The organism is Hyphomonas polymorpha PS728 (assembly GCF_000685315.1).
GTDB lineage: Bacteria > Pseudomonadota > Alphaproteobacteria > Caulobacterales > Hyphomonadaceae > Hyphomonas > Hyphomonas polymorpha.
Genome location: NZ_ARYM01000017.1, coordinates 46,280 through 65,093 on the forward strand (window position 1 = coordinate 46,280; position 18,814 = coordinate 65,093).

General features: G+C 61.0%; 19 protein-coding genes. 9 read left to right on the forward strand and 10 right to left on the reverse strand.

Going from position 1 to position 18,814, the window contains the following annotated elements; all coding sequences use genetic code 11:
- Position 1: 1 nt before the first annotated feature.
- The 5 genes from HPO_RS14110 to HPO_RS14130 all read right to left on the reverse strand — a co-directional run bounded on the left by HPO_RS14110 (position 2) and on the right by HPO_RS14130 (position 3,942).
- Positions 2-1,222: an acyl-CoA dehydrogenase family protein gene (locus tag HPO_RS14110; protein ID WP_035600111.1), complete on the reverse strand. Its 1,221-nt coding sequence runs from the start codon at positions 1,220-1,222 to the stop codon at positions 2-4.
- Positions 1,219-2,142: an oxygenase MpaB family protein gene (locus tag HPO_RS14115; protein WP_035600113.1), complete on the reverse strand. Its 924-nt coding sequence runs from the start codon at positions 2,140-2,142 to the stop codon at positions 1,219-1,221. The genes HPO_RS14110 and HPO_RS14115 overlap by 4 nt, the downstream gene beginning before the upstream one ends.
- A gap of 149 nt (positions 2,143-2,291) precedes the next feature.
- Positions 2,292-2,915, reverse strand: coding sequence for a MotE family protein (locus HPO_RS19890; RefSeq protein WP_157532852.1), 624 nt, complete (start codon positions 2,913-2,915; stop codon positions 2,292-2,294).
- A gap of 18 nt (positions 2,916-2,933) precedes the next feature.
- Positions 2,934-3,422, reverse strand: coding sequence for a hypothetical protein (locus tag HPO_RS14125; RefSeq protein WP_035600114.1), 489 nt, complete (start codon positions 3,420-3,422; stop codon positions 2,934-2,936).
- Positions 3,423-3,426: 4 nt separating this feature from the next.
- Positions 3,427-3,942, reverse strand: a complete 516-nt coding sequence (locus tag HPO_RS14130) for a flagellar basal body-associated FliL family protein (RefSeq protein WP_035600116.1) — start codon at positions 3,940-3,942, stop codon at positions 3,427-3,429.
- A 128-nt stretch (positions 3,943-4,070) separates the two neighbouring features.
- On the opposite strand from HPO_RS14130, the gene fliF reads away from it, so the two are divergent.
- Genes fliF through HPO_RS14155 form a run of 5 tightly spaced genes read left to right on the forward strand, consistent with a single transcriptional unit; the run spans position 4,071 to position 8,421 of the window.
- Positions 4,071-5,651, forward strand: a complete 1,581-nt coding sequence (fliF, locus tag HPO_RS14135) for a flagellar basal-body MS-ring/collar protein FliF (protein WP_035600117.1) — start codon at positions 4,071-4,073, stop codon at positions 5,649-5,651.
- Positions 5,644-6,255 carry a hypothetical protein gene (locus tag HPO_RS14140; RefSeq protein ID WP_035600120.1) on the forward strand — a complete coding sequence of 204 codons (612 nt, stop codon included), beginning with the start codon at positions 5,644-5,646 and terminating at the stop codon, positions 6,253-6,255. Before fliF ends, HPO_RS14140 begins: the two co-directional genes overlap by 8 nt.
- Positions 6,255-6,575, forward strand: a complete 321-nt coding sequence (locus HPO_RS14145; protein WP_051612643.1) for a FliM/FliN family flagellar motor switch protein — start codon at positions 6,255-6,257, stop codon at positions 6,573-6,575. The genes HPO_RS14140 and HPO_RS14145 overlap by 1 nt, the downstream gene beginning before the upstream one ends.
- The gene (fliP, locus tag HPO_RS14150; protein ID WP_035600122.1) at positions 6,572-7,330 is read left to right on the forward strand and encodes a flagellar type III secretion system pore protein FliP; all 759 of its coding nucleotides are present in this window, start codon (positions 6,572-6,574) and stop codon (positions 7,328-7,330) included. Before HPO_RS14145 ends, fliP begins: the two co-directional genes overlap by 4 nt.
- Positions 7,327-8,421 carry a FliG C-terminal domain-containing protein gene (locus HPO_RS14155; RefSeq protein WP_035600126.1) on the forward strand — a complete coding sequence of 365 codons (1,095 nt, stop codon included), beginning with the start codon at positions 7,327-7,329 and terminating at the stop codon, positions 8,419-8,421. Before fliP ends, HPO_RS14155 begins: the two co-directional genes overlap by 4 nt.
- 76 nt (positions 8,422-8,497) lie before the next feature.
- Here HPO_RS14155 and HPO_RS14160 read toward each other — a convergent pair whose 3' ends face one another.
- The 5 genes from HPO_RS14160 to HPO_RS14180 form a co-directional block, all read right to left on the reverse strand.
- Positions 8,498-9,592, reverse strand: coding sequence for a flagellar basal body P-ring protein FlgI (locus tag HPO_RS14160; RefSeq protein WP_051612646.1), 1,095 nt, complete (start codon positions 9,590-9,592; stop codon positions 8,498-8,500).
- 22 nt (positions 9,593-9,614) lie between these two features.
- Positions 9,615-10,592 (reverse strand): flagellin, encoded by a 978-nt coding sequence (locus HPO_RS14165; protein WP_035600128.1) that lies wholly within the window; start codon positions 10,590-10,592, stop codon positions 9,615-9,617.
- A 5-nt stretch (positions 10,593-10,597) separates the two neighbouring features.
- Positions 10,598-12,049, reverse strand: coding sequence for a flagellar hook-associated protein FlgK (gene flgK, locus HPO_RS14170; RefSeq protein ID WP_035600129.1), 1,452 nt, complete (start codon positions 12,047-12,049; stop codon positions 10,598-10,600).
- A 26-nt stretch (positions 12,050-12,075) separates the two neighbouring features.
- On the reverse strand, positions 12,076-13,380 hold the full coding sequence (locus HPO_RS14175) for a flagellar hook protein FlgE (RefSeq protein ID WP_084324337.1): 1,305 nt from the start codon (positions 13,378-13,380) through the stop codon (positions 12,076-12,078).
- Between the two features lie 119 nt (positions 13,381-13,499).
- Positions 13,500-14,399 carry a flagellar motor protein MotB gene (locus HPO_RS14180; RefSeq protein ID WP_241767926.1) on the reverse strand — a complete coding sequence of 300 codons (900 nt, stop codon included), beginning with the start codon at positions 14,397-14,399 and terminating at the stop codon, positions 13,500-13,502.
- Positions 14,400-14,530: 131 nt separating this feature from the next.
- Between HPO_RS14180 and HPO_RS14185 the strand changes: the two genes are divergently transcribed.
- The 4 genes from HPO_RS14185 (at position 14,531) to HPO_RS14200 (ending at position 18,800) form a co-directional block, all read left to right on the forward strand.
- Positions 14,531-15,412 (forward strand): FliM/FliN family flagellar motor switch protein, encoded by an 882-nt coding sequence (locus HPO_RS14185; RefSeq protein WP_162174050.1) that lies wholly within the window; start codon positions 14,531-14,533, stop codon positions 15,410-15,412.
- Between the two features lie 71 nt (positions 15,413-15,483).
- The gene (gene motA / locus HPO_RS14190; protein WP_084324338.1) at positions 15,484-16,350 is read left to right on the forward strand and encodes a flagellar motor stator protein MotA; all 867 of its coding nucleotides are present in this window, start codon (positions 15,484-15,486) and stop codon (positions 16,348-16,350) included.
- Positions 16,347-18,083: a hypothetical protein gene (locus HPO_RS14195; RefSeq protein ID WP_035600131.1), complete on the forward strand. Its 1,737-nt coding sequence runs from the start codon at positions 16,347-16,349 to the stop codon at positions 18,081-18,083. The genes motA and HPO_RS14195 overlap by 4 nt, the downstream gene beginning before the upstream one ends.
- Positions 18,084-18,800 (forward strand): flagellar hook-basal body complex protein, encoded by a 717-nt coding sequence (locus HPO_RS14200; RefSeq protein ID WP_035600133.1) that lies wholly within the window; start codon positions 18,084-18,086, stop codon positions 18,798-18,800.
- The last annotated feature ends 14 nt before the right edge of the window (positions 18,801-18,814 follow it).

Below are 18,814 nucleotides of genomic sequence, written 5' to 3' on the forward strand. Positions count from 1 at the left end.
ATCAGAGCCCGAGCTGCCCCTTTGACAGGATGCCGCGCTGGATTTCGTTGGAGCCGGCATAGATCGATCCTGCCCGGTCATTGAGGTATTTGGCTGAGACGGTGACGGCGCTTTCCGGGCCCACAACCGGGACATTTTCGGACACATCCGGACAATTCGAGACCAGAACCGGACCGCCGGGGCACGTATGCTGCGGCTGGAAGGGCGCGACGTAGTCCCCGGCCAGTTCGATGGCGAGTTCGGTCAGGTGCTGGCTGAGCTCGGTGCCACGGATCTTCATCATCGAGGCTTTTAGGCCCGGCGTGCCGCCCCCGGCCAGCTCTGACATCTGCTGAAGCTCGGCCGCTTCCAGCGCGAGGATTTCTGCCTCGGCCAGCGACAGCTTGCGGGCAAAGCCGGGCTCCAGCAGTCCCTCTTCGGCGGCTGCGGCGCGCAGCGCCCGGACGCGGGCGAGGAGGCGGGGTCCGTAGGAGGAGCCGCCCCGTTCGAACTCCAGCAGGTATTTGGCGACCGTCCAGCCATGGTTCACCTGGCCGACGACATTGGCTTTTGGCACGCGGACATCGGAAAAGAAGACCGCGTTCTGGATATGCTCGCCCGAGAGCATCAGGATCGGGTCAACGCGCACGCCGGGGGCATCCATGTCGATCAGCAGGAAGGTGATGCCCTGCTGCAGCTTGCCGGAACTGTCCGTCCGCACCAGGCAGAACATCTTGTTGGCTTCGTGGGCGTGGGTGGTCCAGATCTTGGAGCCATTGCAGATGAAATCGTCGCCATCCGGGACCGCCGACATGGTGAGGGCGGCAAGGTCCGAGCCGGCATGGGGCTCCGAATAACCCTGGCACCAGAAGTCTTCTCCCGAAAGGATGCGGGGGAGGTAGTAATCCTTCTGCGCCTTCGAGCCATGGCCAATCAGGGCGGGGCCACACATGCCGATGCCCATGGGCGAGAGCGGCGGGGCGCCGGCGCGGGCCATTTCCACGTCAAAGATGTAGCGCTGGGCGGGCGTCCAGTCCGTGCCGCCATGCGCCACCGGCCAGGAGGGTGCCGCCCAGCCCTGTTTGACCAGGATTGCCTGCCATTCCAGCGCCACTTCCTTGGTCGCATACACACTCGTCATCCGCCGGGCATAGGCGCGCAGTTCAGGGGTGAGATGATCGGCAAGGAAATCCCGCACCTGATCACGGAAGGCTTCTTCTTCGGGGGTGAAGGACAGGTTCATGCGGCGGCCTCCTTGGCCGTTGCGGGGATGCCGGCTGCCTCGATAAGGCGGCGACGTTCGGGTGCGGATTTCCAGACAAAACTGCGGGGCAGGCCGAGACGCTCTGCCGCCTGCGCGGCGGGGCCATTGAGATCCGGCGTGCGTTCGGCGATGGCGGCCATGCCTTTCACGGTGAGCCGTCCGAGAGCTGAAAGATCATACTCCTTGCCGAGCTGCAGTTTCTGGCGGACGGGGCGGGGCAGGATATCGACAGCGGCATGCACCAGCGCGCTCTGCAGGCCTTTGGGTGCGCCGGGCGCGGCGCGTCCCGATTTCATGATATCCAGAAATTCGGTGTTGATCGGGTGGGGCTCGAACCGGGGCAGGAGATGGGCCATCATGCAATTGAAATGCTCCACCGAGCGCAGCGGGTGCTGGACGCCGTAGAGGCGGGCCACCGCTTCGCCTTCGGCGAAGAAGCGATTCATCTCGTCATCTGTCAGCGTTCGGACAAAGCGATGATAGGCGATCAGGAAGCCATAGGCGGCGGTGGCGCTTACCCAATCAAGCAGTTCGGGATCAAGGGCGCGGTAGGCCTCGCCCGACGGCGTTTCGCCGCTGACGCGGGCGTGCATGTTGGTGACGCCCTGAATGACGCGCCGGGCCGCGCTGGCCGGGCCATAAGTGCCGACCATGGCGGCAATGCCGGTGCGTTTGGAGCGGCCGATAGGGTCTGTCTTGAAGACCGAATGATCCCAGACGCCGGAACGGATGCGGGCGTCGGCAAATTCCAGCAGCACGGCGCAAACGCCGCCAATGGCGAGCGCCACGGGATTCTTGAAGACCTGCCATGTAACCGAATCCGGCGGGATCAGGGCCGGCTCACCTAGCGGAGTGGTATAGTCCACCTTCCAGCCGAGATAGGATTTTGGATCGCTCATCGTCTCCTCCCCAGGAGTTTGTGACAGGCATATCGCAGGGCAGGGCGCCCCAAAAGAGACGACGCTGCGTCAGCAGGCATCCTAGGGGCGACCGGCTGGGGGAAAACCTGTTACAAATGATAGGCTGCCGGGCCCGTCTTTCCGGCGTCTCAGTTGGCCGCCAGTGCCATGTTGCGGACGTCATCATTCATTGTGGCAAGCTTCACGCTTACAAGATAGGCTTTCTCAGATTCCATATTGGCGAGGATCAGGCCGGCCTGATCAGACGCCATCAGGCGCAGGAAACCGGCGGCGAAGCCCGGGTCCATCTGGTTGAAGATCTGCGCTGCCTGATCGGGCTTCATCGCGCTGTACATGCGGGCGAGGTGGTCGATGTCCTTGTCGGAGCTGACCTGCATTTCCTGCCACCGGGCCTCGAGGGTTTCCTGCAGAACCTTCAGTTCAGCGGTTTGTTGCTGCAGCTGGTTTTCCCAGGTCTGAAGTTCGATCTTCTGCTGCCTGATTTCTTCGCGTTCGGATTCGAACAGCCATTGATCCTCTTCAAGAAGCGAGGCGGATTCAGAAGAAAAGCAGACCTGAGTGAGGTTGCCTGAGCTGGCAGCGGCTGGTTGCGGGGCGGGCGCCGCTTTCGGCACCGACGGAGTGGCAGCTGCATTTGCGCCCGTAGCGGGCGCCTGCTCTGCGAAAGCGAGCGCATCAGGCAGGAAGCGGGTGGCGCCTCCGATTGTGAAGAGGACACCGAGAGTGAGCAGGACGTTCGAGCGGTTGTGCATGGGCATAACTCTTTTCGATCAGGCCGATTTAGCTCGGGGAGGCGGGGCGGTGATGTCGGCTTCGCCCGCCTCACTCATGGCGCGCATCTGGCGCATCAGGGTGGTCATTTCGACGATACGGGCGCGGGACTGGTCGAGCACATCGCGCATCAGCACGTTGAGCTCTGTCTGGGCGGCATGAACCTGATTGGTCACGTTCGTTTGTGACCGCTCCATGGTCATGATCGTGTCTTCGAGGCGTTTGCACATCTTCTCGCCATCATTGATCAGATGCGCGAGGCGGGTGGCCATGCTTTCGACCCGGGTGCGGGTGTCATGAGTGGCCTGGGACATTGCAGAGACCGAGTTCGTCATCGCCGTGATGGTGGCCCCGAGCCCATCCTTGGTGTCCTGCAGCGCCCGCAGGCGCTTGGAGAGGACAAAACAGTATACGCAGGCCGCGAAGGACACGAGGAAGATCGCGACGTCCGTGGGCTGAATGCTGTTGATGATGCTCTGGATGTCCATGGCGCTACCTCAGCAGAAACTCTGTGATCAGCACACCGCTGGAGGCTGCACTGCCGACCACCAGTTCGGAGCGGCGTGCAAGCTGTTCCCGCAGGTGAGGGTAAAAGCCGGGATCTTCCAGATCCGACAGCTCTATCGAGCGGAGATAGTTGTTGAACGCATCGATCAGCATCGGCTCGGCCTGCTTGACCTTGGCGGCGCTGTCCTTGCCGGTGACGATGGTAACGTTGAGTTTCAGGTACCGGGTGGCGGGCGCGCTGCCGATGGTGATGAGGATTTCCTTCATCTCCACATAGACCTGATCCTGCGCCAGCGGCTTGATGGCCGGCGCAGTCGCGCCCTCCGCTGCCGGAGGGCAGGGGGCCGCAGGCGGAGGAGCAGGCGGAGTCAGGAAGTAGAACAGGGCGAATGAGCTGGCCAGAGAGGCGGCCGCAACAATCGCCAGCCCGGCGATACCGCCGCCGGACTTCTTCCCGGATTCTGTCTGCCCCGATTCATTCGTGTCGGGTTTCTTAGCCATCTAGCGCCCATGTTATCTTGTCAGGCAGGTTCCTAATGACTGATCCGGGGTAAAGATAACCTTAACGATTTGGCGCCAAATATTAATCATTACAGCTGACTCGCAAGCTGCCTGGGGCCGAAGCATTCATGAAATTCCTTGAGACTCTCAAAGCCCTGCCCCCGTCGCGGCAGCTGATCCTGGCCGCCGCCGTGGCCGGTATCATCGCCGCCATGACGTTCCTGGTTCAGGGGGCGACGCGTGATCCGATGACACTGCTCTATTCGGGCCTGGAGCCGGCCCATGCCGGAGACATCATCAAGCAGCTGGAACAGTCCGGAACGCCCTATGAAATCAAGGGAGAAGCGATCTTTGTGCCGCAGGGCAAGCGGGATGCGATCCGCTTCAATCTTGCCCAGCAGGGCCTGCCGCGCCCCTCTGTGCAGGGGTATGAACTGCTTGACCAGGTAAATGGGTTTTCGGTCACTTCGGAGATGTACAACGCGGCCTACTGGCGCGCCAAGGAAGGGGAGCTGACGCGGACCATCCTGGCGATTCCCGGGGTCACATCTGCGCGCGTCCATATCGGCGCGAATCTGCGTTCCGGTTTCGCGCGGTCCCAGCCCCATCAGACCGCTTCGGTGACCTTGACCACGGCGCGGGACATGACGTCGGGCCAAGCCGAAGCGATCCAGTATATGGTGGCGCTGGCCGTGGCTGGGCTGAATGCGGAAGATGTTGCCGTGATCGATCCGGTGAAGGGTATTCTGGCTGGCCCGAAGGCCAACCGGACCGAGGAACCCGCCGTTGCGGCTGCGACGCAGGCAAGCCTGCTGGAGCAGAAGATCCTCAGCCTGCTGGAGCCGCGGGTCGGCATGGGCAATGCGCGCGTTTCGGCAACCGTGGATGTCAGCCGCCAGCGCCAGCGCACTTCGGCCGTGACGTTTGATCCCAATTCCCGGGTTATCCGTAACCGGACGACCAATGACACAAGCGGGTCAAGCGGTGGGGCAGGCGGCGGCATGACGGTGGCCAGCAATCTGCCACAGGGCAATACCGGGGGCGGGGGCACGTCGACCAACAAGAATTCGACCGAGACGGTTTCTTACGAAATCAACGAAACGCGCACGGAAGTGGAAACACTGCCGGGTGAAATCCAGAAGATCAGCATCGCGGTTCTTCTGAATGAACAGGCGCTGGGGATTGATCCGGCGGCGGCAGATGCGGCCACGCGTCAGCAGCAGATGGCGGCGGATTTCGAGAAGCTGGTCGCGTCGGCGGCAGGGCTCGACATGGCGCGCGGCGACACGATCTCGGTCGAGTTGATGCCCTTCCAGGCGGTGCCCGCAGACGATCTGGTTCAGGCGCCAGGCCTCTTCGAGCAGCTGATGGAGCGGTATTTCTGGTCGGGCCTGCAGGCGCTGTTGCTGGGGCTGGTGGTGATTGTGCTGGGGGTCGGTGTTGTTCGCCCCATGCTGGTGCAGAAGCCGAAGGAAGCGCTGTCGCCGGAAGGCCTGGGTGCCGGAGCTGGCGCTGCGGGGGCAGCAGGCGCGGTGGCGGCGGCAGATGTGGAGGCCGATCCTTTCGCCTACCTCAAGGACTATGCCAGCGAGCGCCAGGAAGAGACAGCTGCGCTGCTGCAACAATGGCTTACAGAAGACCAGCAGCCGGGCCAGGCTGATCCCATCGCGGCAGCCTTTGACACACGCAAGGTGGCCGTGAATGAGTGATCCGGTTTTCTCGCATCTGCCCAGGTTTGACACCGTCACCGGGCCGCGACCGGCCGAATGGTTGCGCGCCATGACGGCGGGCGAGTGCGGCGCGCCCCCCCATCCGGCCCCTTGCGAAGAAACCGCCACGCTGCCTGCGGCCGTGAAGGCAGAGCCGGTTGCCGTTCGCCCCATCCCGCAAGAAACCGCCGCGCTGCAGGCAACAATCTCAAGCCTCGCAAAAGCGATCGAACGGATTGAAGCGGAAGCGCGCCAGCAGACAGTGGATACCGTGCGCGCGATTGCCGGCCAGCTTTTCCCCGAGCTGTCGCGGCGTTTCCTTGCCGAAGAGATTGGCCACCACCTTCCGGGTCTTGTTCCCGCAGCGGCGCCGAAAGTGGACATCTACGCGGAACCCGCCTTAGCCGCGCAACTGCAGGAAATAACCGGCCGGCATCCCAATCTGGAGGGGCGGTGCAATATCATTTCCAGGGAAGGGCAGGGCGATGGCCGCGCCGAGGTTTCCTGGCGCACGGGCGGGGCGACGTTTGATTTCGACAGTCTCCTGACGGCCTGTCTGAACGATCTTGGATCAACACATAAACAGAATGCGGAGTACAAGTGATGGCAACTTCCGAAAAGGCGGTGCAGGAGTTTGACGGTCAGGACCGGCGCGACCCGTCTGGCCGCAATGCCTATCGCCGCTCTATCTTCAGCGTGCCGGTAACGGTGACCGTTTCGATTGGTCAGAAACGCCTCAGCGTGCAGGAAATCCTGGAGCTGCAGCCCGATTCGGTGATTGCGCTGATGTCCAAGGTGGATGATCCGGTGGACCTGTTCATCGATGACAAGCTGATTGCCAAAGGCGAACTGGTCGAAACAGATGAGGGCCAGATCGCGGTGAAGATCGTGGAGATCATCGAGAAGGCCGTAGAGGTGGAATGATCCGGCTCGTGGCCATCTACCGCATCCTGTTTCTGGCCGCCTTTGCGGCCTGCATAGCCTTTTCCGGCCATGCGCAGGAGGCGCCAGCAGCGCTGGATGGCCTGCTGAACCCTTCCGGTGATGGACAGCTTTCAAGCTCGGTTATCCAGCTTGTTCTGCTTGTGACGGTGCTGAGCCTTGTGCCGGGCATCGCGATGATGGTCACCTGCCTGCCGTTCATGGTGATCGTCTTCTCCTTCATGCGGCAGGCGATCGGCGTTCAGCAGGCGCCGCCGAACATGATGATCATGGCTCTGGCGATGTTTCTCACCTTCTTCGTCATGGAGCCCGTCTTCATGTCGGCGTGGGAGAACGGCATTTCGCCTTATATGGAAGGCGCGCTCGACGAGCAGCAGGCCTGGACCCTGACGACCGAACCATTTCGCGCCTTCATGACCCAGCGGACTGACCCCGAAGCGCTGTTGACGCTGGGCGACGCAGTCAACAGACCAGTGGTTGAGGGCGAGCCGCCAGCCTTTTCGCTGCTGGCCACGGCGTTCATGCTGAGCGAGATCAAGCATGCATTCCAGATCGGTTTTGTGATCTTTCTGCCCTTCATGGTGATTGATCTTGTGGTTGCTTCCGTCCTGATGGCGGTAGGCATGATGATGGTTCCGCCGACGGTGGTTTCCCTGCCGTTCAAGCTCGGCTTTTTTGTGCTGGCCGATGGCTGGCTGAAGATCACCGAAGCGGTGCTTAGAGGCTACGCGACATGAGCACAGTAACGAGACTGAACCGGCGCGGCGGCGGCGACGCGGCCCGCCCGGAGACATCCGGTCCGGCGCTGACACAGGCGCAGCGCGCCGCCGTGATCATTGCGCTGTTGGGGGATACTGCGGCCAAACCGATCGTCAACAAGCTGGACGACGCTGCGTTGGCGCGGGTCGCGTCTTCCCTGGAAAGCGTTACCTATCTCTCGCGTGATGACCTGATTGCGGTGGTCATCGATTTCCTTACTCAGCTTCGCAAATCCTCCGGCGCCCTGAGGGGCGGACCGGTCCGGGCGCGCGAAGTGATAAAGGGCGTTGTGGATTCCAACCGGATGAAGGCCATTTTCGGGGAAGATGCGCCGATAATGCAGGCCGTCCAACCGGAAGAGACCGGCGACGTCTGGACCCGCCTCAGCACCCGGGATGCCAAGCTCGTGGCGGGCTATCTCAACCGGCTTACGCCCAACATCATCGCGATCATCCTGCGCAAGCTGGATGCGTCGATCGCCTCCAATATCATCTGCCATCTGAAGGAGGAGAAACTGGGCCCCACGCTCGGCCAGATGGTTGAGGCACCGAAACTGGATCCCGGAATCGACTCGGTGATCGAGAAGATGCTCGAAATGGAATTCCTCAACGCCCAGGGCGAAGAAGACGGAGAAGGGGGCGACGAAAGCCATCTTGAAACGATTGGCGAAGTGCTGAGCCTCATTCCGTCTGACAAGCGCGACAATCTCGTCGGCTTCCTGAAGGAACGTTACGAGACAAAGCTCCCCATTATCCAGAAAGGTCTGTTCACTGTTGAGGGCCTGCCGGATCTTCTGCCGCGCAATGCGGTGCCGGTCGTGTTCCGCGAACTCGATCAGCAGACCGTGCTGCGGATACTGGCGACCTTCCGGGGCGCCAATGACGCCGTGGCAGAATATCTGTTGGGCAACATATCTTCCCGCATGGCCGATCAGTACCGGGAAGACCTGAAGGGGATCGCCGCTGTTACGCCCAGCGAAGCGGAAGCCATCCAGAGGGAGTTCCTGACGACGCTGATGGATATGCGCCGGCGCGGCGTTATCACGATTACAAAGCCTGGGGCGAAATAGACCACAGTTTTCCGCTGACAGCAGAAAGGCCGGACGGACTGCCCGGCCTTCTTTGTTTTTCCGGATGCGGGGAAGCCTAGCGGATCACGAGATCAGCGTGAATGGCGCCGGCGGCCTTCATTGAGCGGATGATATCGGCCATCTCCTGGGGAGATACGCCGAGGGCATTGAGGCCGGCAATCAGCTGGGAAAGCGTCACATTTGGCTCCAGCATGGCGATATTGTTGCTGCCTGTCTGGGTAATGGTGATTTCCGAGCGGGGCAGCACGATCGATTCGCCCCGGGCGAAGGGGTTGGGCTGCGAGGCGACCGGCGTCTCCCGGACCTTGATGGCGATATTGCCCTGCGCAATCGCCACGCGGGAGATGGTCACATCTTCTCCGAGCACGATGGTGCCGGATTTCTCGTCGATCACGATACGGGCCGGTGTTGCGACTTGTACGGGGAGATTCTCGATGCTGGCGAGGAGGCGGGCAGGGGATTCGGAAATGCCGCGCAGGTCGAGTTCAATAGTGCCGGGATCGCGCATGGAGGCAAGCGGGATGCCCATGGCGGCGTTGATCGTGTCCTCGATGCGGGCCGCGGTGGTAAAGTCGGGTGAGCGCAGGGCAAGGGAGATCTGCTGATTGCGATTGAAGTCGTAATTGACCTCCCGCTCTACCTTGGCGCCATTGGGCACCGATCCGGTGGTGGGGGAGCCGCGTGTTTCGCGTGCGCCCTGAGCCTTCACGTCAATGCCGCTAACGATGATCGTGCCCTGCGCAACGGCGTAGATCTCGTTATCACCAGCCTTGAGCGGCGTGAGGATCAGGGTGCCGCCTTCAAGGCTGGTCGCGTCCCCGATAGAGGCAATGTTGACGTCAATGCTCGACCCGTTGCGTGCAAAGGGGGGCAGGGAGGCCGTGACGAGCACGGCGGCAACGTTCTTGGGTTTGATCTGTTCGCCCTGCACGTTGACGCCGAGGCGTTCCAGCATATGGGTGAGGGAATCTTCCGTGAACGGTGAGTTGCGGACGGTATCTCCCGTGCCATTGAGGCCCACGACGATGCCGTAGCCGACGAGATCGTTGTCGCGGACACCCTGAACATCCACCACATCCCGAATGCGGGCCTGAGCATTCGCCGGGGCGGTGATGAGGCAGGGCGATATGGCGAGGGCGGCGGCGATCAGCCAAGAAGACCATTTCATCGGATTACCTCAGGAAGTTCAGGAGGCTAAGGTTCGACAGGCGGGAGGTGAGCACATAAGCTGCCTCCAGGCTTGCCTCGAGTTGCTTCAGCTCGGAGGCTGCATCATACTGATCGCGTCCGACCATATTGTTATAAACGCTATTGAGGATCGTCTGTTCAGTATCGAGAGTTTCCAGTGACTTGGCGACCCGCTCCTGAATGATGCCCACATCTGCCCGCAGGTTCACGAGCGAGGTTGTGCCAGAGCTCAAGCGCTCCGCCCCGCTGCGTGCAATTTCCGGGTTCTGCTGGAAAAGCGCGAGATTGTCCTCGGAGCCGCTGAGGGCCATGATGGCCAGGCCAGAGATCAGTTCAACGAGGGCGGGGTCGGTGGCTGTCACGCTGTCAGGGTCGGTGGCAACCGAGGAGCCCCGATAGATGCTGGTCTGCCACCCACCGGTTGCGGAGTAGAAATAATCGTCGAGCTGCGTCTCAAAATCGGCCGCATCGGTAGCGGTACCGGCTATCGTGCGAAGGTCGGCAAGAAGCTGCTCAGTACCCGCGAAAGGCTGTGTGGCCGTCTCGTCGCCGGAGAACAGGAACCGGTCTCCATGGCGGCCATTGAGCGCTGTGAACACATCCGTGAGCGCAGCCTTTGCGTCCCGCGCCACCACGCTCTGGCCGTGATAGTCCCCAGTGCCAATGGCGCTCAGCATCTGGGTGGCGAGGCCGTCCACGCGGTCCTGAATGCCGGCGAGGCTCTTCTGGACGAGATCGAGACGGCCCTGCCGAACGCCGAGAAGACTGCGCTGGTCTTCGATGTCGTTCAGAGCCTTCTTGCCGATCATGGCGTCGCCAATACGCCCGCCAAGGTGTTTGGTGAGATCGGCATACTGGCCTGTGACCGATTCTTCGGCAACCACAGTGGCCCGCGCGCGCAGATCGGCAATATTTTGCGTAAAAGAGGCGGAAACGATGCTGTTGGGAGGGATGATGCGCATGAGGATCAAAGCTCCATCAGAATACTGATCATGTCACGGGCCACCTGAATGACCCGCGCATTGGCGGCATAGGCCTGCTCGATCAGCAAGAGGGATTCCATTTCCTGGTCGACATTCACGCCGGTCTGCGACTGTTCGGCTTCCACCAGCGTCAGGTGCTGCGCCTGGGTCGAGGCGAGCACGGAATCCTGATGGACACGTTTCTGGCCGACAACCGAGGAAAGCTGCGCGGCCAGGTCGCTGGCGGAGAAGGCGCCCTGAATGCCGTTGGAGTTCATAGATTTGATCTGGGTGAAGGCGTCAAACATCGCCGACAGGATTGATGAATTGCCCGGCGGTCCTTCAGTGGTTGCCTCCAGGCCATCCCGCAGGCGGGATATCTGGCCTCCCTGGGCTGGATCAACGGCGGCGTTTACCGAGATGCGCGATGCCAGGCCCAACGTGCCAGATCCTGCGGGATCGACAAACAGGCCCTGCGCGCCGGGTGTCTTGGTGGGGTCAATCGCATCGTCCGACAGGCGGGTGATGATATCGTTGGCCACCATGTCCAGCTGGTCCATGAAGGCCGGAATATCCTGGTCGCGCAGCGTGAACAGCGCGCCAAGCATGCCCCCGGAGACAGCGCCGAAGGAGGTCGAGCCGGGCGTGAGGTTGATGCCGCCCACGCTTATTCCCGACAGGTCGCCATCAGCGAGGGTCTGCTCGGAGGTAAATGTGGAGGAGGGGGAGAACTGAAGCTGCTGGGCCGTGCTGCCATTGATGAGGTAGACACCCTCCGGCGTCAGCACATCAATTGCTCCGTATTCCCGCTGAACCGTCTGGATCGGCAGGTATTGCGCAATCGTATCAAGAACCCGCTGGCGCTCATCCATCAGGGTGGCGGCCTGTTCGCTGGTCCGGTCGATGCTGGAAATGCGCTTGTTGAGATCCTGAATTTGTTTAAGGGCGGCGTTGACCGTCTCTACGCCCTGCGCAATTTCGCTATCCGCTTCGGCGCGGGCTTGCGCGGCATAGCTGGAAAGGCTGTTGAGTTCCCTTGCGACGGATTTGGCCGCGTCCAGCAGGGAGGTTGCCGTCGCCGTGGATTCCGGCGAGGTGACCGAAGCGCGCAGCGCCGATTCAAAGTTCGAGAAGGTATTGAACAGCCCCGTCCCGGAGGCGGTGCTGCCGACACGCTGGGACAGGGACTGCCATGTGGAGGCCAGCACGGTTGCCTGGGCAACATCGCTGGTGAGTTCGCGGCGCTGACCCTTGATAATGTCGTCGCCGGCTCTGGAAACGCCCAGCGAGACGACGCCGGATGTCTGGGAGCCCTGCACCAGTTCGCCCACCACCAGCGACCGCCGGACATAGCCCGGCGTGCTGGCATTGGCGACGTTGGTGGCAACGATTTCGGCCTTCTGGCTGGTGACCTGAAGACCGGATCGTGCGGCAAGGATGGCAGCTGAGATGCTCACTTAGGAAGCGCTCCTGTCTTCGCCTGTCAGCGTTTCAGGTTGGTGGTTTCCTGAAGCATCTCATCAACGGTCTGAACAATCTTCGCGTTTGACGAATAGGCGCGTTGCGTTTCGATCAGATCTGTAAGCTCGGCTGCGATGTCCGTGGTGGACTCCATCAGCGAGTAGCCGGAGAGGCTGCCGACCGGGCCGCTGCCTGCGTCCCAGAGATAGAGATTGCCGCTGGAGTTCGAGACAGAATAGGCCTGAGAATCGAGCGCCCGGAGCCCGTTCATGTTGGGCACGTCGCCCACCGGGATCTGATAAAGCGTGCGGCGGAAGCCCTTGTCATAGATCGCTTGCAGGAAGCCCTGCTCGTCGATCTCGATCGACTGCAGGTCACCAATGGGCGAGCCATTCTTCGTCACCGCGGTCGGCGCGAAGGAGGCGGCAAGCTGGGTGATGCCGGCGCTGTCATTCGGGCGGCCAATGAACACTTCCACGGGGCCGTGGTCGAGGTTGATCGAGACGCGGCCGGTTGCCGGATCATAGATGGCGCCGTTGGAGGCGGTAGCCGCGGCGATGCGCCCGCCCGCCGATGGCGTGTCGTTAAAGGTGAGATCGAGATCGCCAATAGAGGTGGCAGGGTTGCCGGCGCTGTCGAAAATCTGGACAGTCCACTCATTGCTCGAGCCGCTCGCCGGGACGTTCGGTGTGAACTGGAAGGTGACTGTCTGCGCGCGGCCAAGGTTGTCGAAATACTCGACCGGCAGGAGGTAGGGGTCACTGGAGGCGCCGGCAGTGGTCGCATCGGCCGGAATGTTGATCCCCAGCTCGATGCTGGAAGTCGGCGTGGCGTTGAACTGCGAGGTCGCGATGTTGACGGGCACAAGGTTGACGCCGCTGTTGCGGCTGACATTGCCGACTTCGCCAGCTGAATCGGCTGGCCAGCCAAGCAGGAAGAGGCCGCTCTGGGTTCTCAGGAAGCCGTTTTCATCGGCATAGAAAGAGCCGGTGGGTGTGAGCATCAGATTGCGGTTGGAGGCAAGCGAGTTGATGCCGCCAATGTCGGTGACCGGGAGCAGGCCCCGTCCGGAGACTGCCACATCTGTGGCGCTGCCGGTGCGGATCAGCGAACCCGTAGCGGAGATATCCTTGTACGTATCGACACGTACGCCGCCGGCAGCATAGGCGGAGGATTTCTGCTGCAGCACCATGCTGGAGAAGTCCACGGCGCTGCGCTTGTAGCCGTAGGTACCCGAGTTTGCGATGTTATCGGAAATGGTGGCGAGGCGTGTGCCATTGACACTCAGCCCCATTACCCCCGCGTTCAGGGAGGATGAGATGCTCATATCTGGTTGCTCCTGCGTCAGATAATGACGCAAATTGAAGGCAACTCGTAAATAAGCCGATAACTGGTGTTAGCGGAGTTTGTTAATCTTCTGGAAACGCATTCGGCGGAGGCCTCGCGCTACTCCGTCAGTATCGTGATGGAAATCCTGCGGTTCTGGGCCGCTTGCGTATCTTCCTTGACCAACGGATCGGTGTCAGCCTTGCCGGATACCTCGCGGATGCGGTCTCCAGGAACACCGGCCCGTTCCAGCAGGCGGCGCGCCGCATTGGCGCGGTCGGCAGACAGGTTCCAGTTATCGTAGATGGCGCCGTTGCGGTAACGGTGGCTATCGGTATGGCCGACGATCTTGATGTCATTGTCAAATTCGCCGAACGCCTCAGCGACCACGTCCATCAGTTGCATCATCGTGTCGGAGGGCTCACTGCGGCCAAGCGGGAAGAGGGGGGTGCTTTCCGAATCGGTGATCTCCAGAACGATGCCTTCTGCAGACATCTTGATCAGCAGGTGCTCGGAAAGCTGGCGGCTCTGTTCGCCAAGGGACTCCTTGAGTTCCTGCAGTTCGGCAGCGATCTGCCTTTCCTCGGCCTGTTTCGCCGTAGCGTCTGCGGCTTCGCTTTCGGAATCTCGTTGTTTGCTGTCGCCAAAGGAGGGGTTTTCGACGCTTTCCTTGCGATTGGCGCCCATGCCCATCTTGGCATAGGTGTTTTCGGCAAAGATCGACGAGCCGTTAAGACCGTCAGACCCGCCGCCGGAAATCCGGCTGATCGGGATGGTGGGGCTGAAATAGTCGGCGATACCCTTGCGCTGTTCTTCGGTTGTGGCGTTCAGCAGCCACATGAGAAGGAAGAACGCCATCATGGCGGTCACGAAGTCAGCATAGGCTACTTTCCAGGCGCCGCCATGATGGCCGTCCGCCTTGTAGACCTTCTTACGCTTAATAATGGTCGGTCCTTGTGCTGAGGAGTCCGTGCCCATTTCAACCACCAGTTCTGCTTCTGCTGGGGGTGCTTTTACCATCGCATGCTCAATTAAGAGCGTAAGACAGAGGTAAGGATCGGGGCTTTGCGATAACCATTCTTCAACCAATTGGGCAGCACTAAGAGTCGTTGGAATCGCATTCATCCCGGAAGGGTGGGGATATGTCGTCGGTGCTGAGAAAGAAGATGGGGGCAGGGTCGGGATTACCTCCGACAATCCTGCGTTACCATGATTTCTGGAGCGCGATTCACCAATCCGTTTCCGGCTGGGCCGCGCAGGCGCTGGACGGCAGCGTTCCGCCGGCGCCGGAAATTCGCCGTGTGTATTCAGGCGCCAGCGCAATCGAGGCGCTCGATCAGCGGACAACTTTCTTCTTTAATTCAAAGCTTTCGCCGGGTCTGTGCGCAATTGCCACAGATGGCGCGGGCGCGGCTCGTGTTGTGGCCAGGCGGCTGAGTCAGGACTTTGAAAGTGCCAAGGAAGCCTCCGCACTGTTCCTGAAGCTGATGTTCGAGGCGCCCGCCGTTGCCTTGTGGCGGGCCGCTGCCGCTTCGCTTGAGGGCCACCAGGCCGAGACGGTAACGTCTCCTCTGTCTGAGCCGGCACAGGCCGCCGGCAACTTTGAAGCTGACAGCCGGTATCTGATCATTGGCTATACGGTGATGCCGGAAGCCGTTCAGTCGCAGATATGGCTCGTATTCGATCTCGACTATCTCATGGGCTGCGCGCATGAGGCCGAACGGCGCGCGGCAGAGCACAGGCGTCCGCCAGCTTCCAGGCTGCTGCGGGAGAGCGTTATGAGCTCTTCGATAAAGGTTGAGGCGGTTCTTGACAAAATATCAATGACGATCGGCGAATGCTCTCGCCTGAAAGTGGGCGATCTCATTCCGCTGCCAGACACCGATCCCGGATCGATCCGTCTGAATGCCGAGACCGTCAACGGACAAATTGAGATCGGGCAATGTGAAATGGGAGTTTGGAAGCGCCAGCGCGCGCTGAAGCTCAAACAGCCCGTGCTCGAACCCTTCACGCAGGAAGTCGCGAAGATGTAGCAAGGAAGAATGACTGCCCGCAGCCACCAGCAAAAAGAGTGGCGCGGTTTTTGGTACACGGAGATAGGCACTTGAACGCGATACTAGGCCTGGTGGTCACCATGGTGATGGTCTTCGGCGGCTATATGCTGGCCGGGGGCAAATTGGGAATTATCCTGCATTCCCTTCCATTTGAGATGATGATGATTGGGGGCGCGGCAACCGGCGCCTTCCTTGCGTCCAACGATTTCAACACAGTCAAGCATACCGGCGGCGACGTTGCTGCGGCTTTCGCTGGCCCGAAATGGAAGAAGAACGACTATCAAGATCTGCTCCTGCTGATGCATGAGCTGCTGCACATCCTGAAGCAGAACCCCGTCGATATCGAACCGCATATCGAAGCGCCGAATGAGTCGGCGATCTTCACAAAATACCCGCGCATCCTGAAGGATCATGAAGCCATCGAGATGATCTGCGACACGATCCGCTCGATGATCATGAACTTTGACAATGTGCATCAGGTCGAAGAGCTGCTCGACAAGCACCTGGAAAGTCTTCTGGAAGAGAAGCTGCACGGCTCTCACGCGCTCCAGCAGATGGCAGACGCGCTTCCGGCACTCGGCATCGTTGCGGCCGTTCTGGGTGTTATCAAAACGATGGCGTCGATCGACAAGCCGCCGGAAGTTCTCGGTGGCATGATCGGCGGCGCCCTTGTCGGTACCTTCCTCGGCGTGTTCCTCGCTTATGGTGTGGTCGGACCGTTTGCGGCACGCGTGAAGACGATCCGCAGCGAAGAACATCTCTTCTATTCAATGATTGGTCAGGTGCTGGTGTCGAACCTGCACAAGAACCCCGTCAACATCTGCGTAGAGGTAGCGCGCCGTCAGGCGCCGGCCCGTGTGCGCCCATCCTTCGATGAAATCGAGCAGGCTGTGAGGGGGCTCAAGCAGGCGGCATGAGGCGATACGTCTGGCTTCTTCTTTGCGGCGCTCTGCTGGCTCCGCCCGTCCTTGCTGCCAAACCGGCGGAAAAGACGGCGGAGCCAGACGCGCGAAAGCAGGAGCTCTCGACCGAGCTCAACCAGTTCGTCCGGGATGCAATCGATGAGGGCCTGCTGGCGCCTGCCGGATCGGGCGCGGCCCGCGGCGCGGCGAGTGCCGAGGCGTCGCCGGCGGGGGAGGGGAGCGTTGATATCCCCAAGGCTGGCGGCGCAGTGATCTGCGGCGAAACCTATCCGCTGGATTTCTCCGAGTTCGAAGCGGCCGCCAGTTATGCCGACATCCTGAATTATCGCAGCCAGCTTCAGGTGAGCGGTGAGGCGTCTACGGATGACCCGCGTCTCGCCAGAGCGTATATCGCGCTGGATATGGGCTCTGAGGCGGTAATGAACCTGCGCAACCCGGACAGCCCGGATGAAGTTGCCCTGCGCGAAGTGGCCTTGCTTCTGGATGGCCGAACCCGGCCTAATGTTTCTTATTTTCAAGGATTTGCGCGCTGTCATGAGCGCGGCGAGTTCTGGCTCGGGGTTGCGCTGCTGGTTGATGGGCAATCGGCAGGCACGGCCTATGTCGACAAATGGTTCAGTGAATACCGGCATCTGCCATTGCAGTTGCGCACGAGCGTAACGGCGCTGGCTGTCCCCGCGCTCGACCGGACCGATGGGCGGTTCCTGTCGCAGAAAATGCTGGCTTCGTTTTCGAGCAATGATCTGCGGGATTCCACGCAGCTTCAGTTCGCTAGCGCCATCCTCGCGCTGGGGCAGGGCAGCAGCGAGGCGGAAATCCTTATCCGGACATTCCTTCTGCAGGGCCGGTTCCAGGAAGAAGCGCTTCTGACGCTGATCCGTCATCGCCGCGTTATCGATCCGCCGCTCAAGGCGCTTCTCCTCGACAGCATGCTGCTCAAGATCGAGCAGTCCAAGCATGAGGAAGATATCCGTGCCAGCATGAAGTTCGTACTCGATGAACTCAGTGCAGGGTCGCGGTACATGACGATGATGGAGATGGCGGCGCGCGAGAACATGCAGAGCGACGTTGTGCAGGGCGAGATCCGCGATCATTTCGTGAGCGCCCTTCAGCGCGACCTGACAAGCGCCGACCCGCTTCAGAACCTTGCCGCGATCGAAGCGCTATCGGTGGAAACGGGACTTCTGGACGATCACGATCAACGCACGGCTCTTTATGAAGAGGCGACCCTGAAAGCGGTGCGCCTGGGCTTTGCCTCCCTGGCAGACGAGCTTTCCCGCAAGACACAGCCGGGAGAAGCGGTGGCCGAGCAACGCGCGACGCTGGCTTACCGGCTGAAGGATTATCCCGCTGTCTTCCAGCTAGCGCAGGCCAATCCCTCAAATCCCCAGATTGGGCTGGTGGCCGCGCTCAGCGCCATCGACGCCAACGACGCCGCTCAGGTTCAACAGTTTACCGGCCGCCTCAAGCTGGACGCCGATACTGTCCTGATGCTGATCGAGCATGACGCCGCCAGCCGGCGTTGGATTGTTCCAGCCAGTGTGTATTCCACCGCCAGAGAGATTAACGACGAAGCCCGGGCCGTGCGGGTGAAGCGGGTTCTGGATCTGAAGCGGGCGGCTTCCGGCGAAGTATCCGGACCGTCTCCTGCGACCATGGCAGGCATGGGGGAGCGGCTGATGTCGACGCGCATGGCGCTGGAATCTCTCGAAGGGGAGGGGAACTGAATGTCTAGCCCAGTCTATACAACCCTGACGCGCCAGCAGGGCCTGATGCAGGAAATGCAGGCGGTTGCCAACAACCTCGCCAACTCCAGCACGACCGGCTACAAATCCGACAAGGCCGTCTTCACCGAATTCCTGGTTTCGACTGGCAATTCTGCCGATCAGTCGCTTTCGATGGGCGCGCTGGGCGGCCACACATTCGTGATGGAGCAGGGTGGCCTCAATTTCACTGGAGGCCGGTTTGATCTCGCCATTCAGGGAGAGGGCTTTTTCAGGGTGGATACTCCGCAGGGGGAGCGCCTGACGCGCGCTGGCCATTTCCAGCTGTCTTCGGCCGGCCAACTCGTCGATATGCATGGTAACGCCGTGCTCAGCGCGGGTGGAAACCCGATAACAATTCCTGATGACGTGCTTGATGTGAAGTTCGGTGAAGACGGAACGATCTCGGGCAATGGCCAGATCATCGACCAGCTTGGAATCATGACCGCCGATGGCGAACTCAGACGCGATTCCAACACCTATTTCTCCGCCGATGGCGGTACGGTTCAGGCGCAGGACGCAAAGCTTGTCCAGGGCGCGCTTGAGCAATCGAATGTTTCGCCGGTACTGGAAGTGGCCCGGATGATCGAAGTCCAGCGCGCCTATGAGGCGGGCCAGGCACTTCTTGAGAGGGAGGACCAGCGCATCAGCCAGCTGATCACAGCTGTGCGCGAACGTTGAACCGTTTAAGCAGG

What these genes read in the sequence shown, in the direction of transcription:
- HPO_RS14180 (WP_241767926.1), bottom strand. Translation starts at nt 14,399, where the DNA reads ATGGTAAAAGCACCCCCAGCAGAAGCAGAACTGGTGGTTGAAATGGGC.
- HPO_RS14200 (WP_035600133.1), top strand. Translation starts at nt 18,084, where the DNA reads ATGTCTAGCCCAGTCTATACAACCCTGACGCGCCAGCAGGGCCTGATG.
- HPO_RS14165 (WP_035600128.1), bottom strand. Translation starts at nt 10,592, where the DNA reads ATGCGCATCATCCCTCCCAACAGCATCGTTTCCGCCTCTTTTACGCAA.
- fliP (WP_035600122.1), top strand. Translation starts at nt 6,572, where the DNA reads ATGATCCGGCTCGTGGCCATCTACCGCATCCTGTTTCTGGCCGCCTTT.
- HPO_RS14145 (WP_051612643.1), top strand. Translation starts at nt 6,255, where the DNA reads ATGGCAACTTCCGAAAAGGCGGTGCAGGAGTTTGACGGTCAGGACCGG.
- HPO_RS14130 (WP_035600116.1), bottom strand. Translation starts at nt 3,942, where the DNA reads ATGGCTAAGAAACCCGACACGAATGAATCGGGGCAGACAGAATCCGGG.
- fliF (WP_035600117.1), top strand. Translation starts at nt 4,071, where the DNA reads ATGAAATTCCTTGAGACTCTCAAAGCCCTGCCCCCGTCGCGGCAGCTG.
- HPO_RS14155 (WP_035600126.1), top strand. Translation starts at nt 7,327, where the DNA reads ATGAGCACAGTAACGAGACTGAACCGGCGCGGCGGCGGCGACGCGGCC.
- HPO_RS14125 (WP_035600114.1), bottom strand. Translation starts at nt 3,422, where the DNA reads ATGGACATCCAGAGCATCATCAACAGCATTCAGCCCACGGACGTCGCG.
- HPO_RS14140 (WP_035600120.1), top strand. Translation starts at nt 5,644, where the DNA reads ATGAGTGATCCGGTTTTCTCGCATCTGCCCAGGTTTGACACCGTCACC.
- HPO_RS14110 (WP_035600111.1), bottom strand. Translation starts at nt 1,222, where the DNA reads ATGAACCTGTCCTTCACCCCCGAAGAAGAAGCCTTCCGTGATCAGGTG.
- HPO_RS19890 (WP_157532852.1), bottom strand. Translation starts at nt 2,915, where the DNA reads ATGCACAACCGCTCGAACGTCCTGCTCACTCTCGGTGTCCTCTTCACA.
- HPO_RS14115 (WP_035600113.1), bottom strand. Translation starts at nt 2,142, where the DNA reads ATGAGCGATCCAAAATCCTATCTCGGCTGGAAGGTGGACTATACCACT.
- HPO_RS14175 (WP_084324337.1), bottom strand. Translation starts at nt 13,380, where the DNA reads ATGAGCATCTCATCCTCCCTGAACGCGGGGGTAATGGGGCTGAGTGTC.
- HPO_RS14195 (WP_035600131.1), top strand. Translation starts at nt 16,347, where the DNA reads ATGAGGCGATACGTCTGGCTTCTTCTTTGCGGCGCTCTGCTGGCTCCG.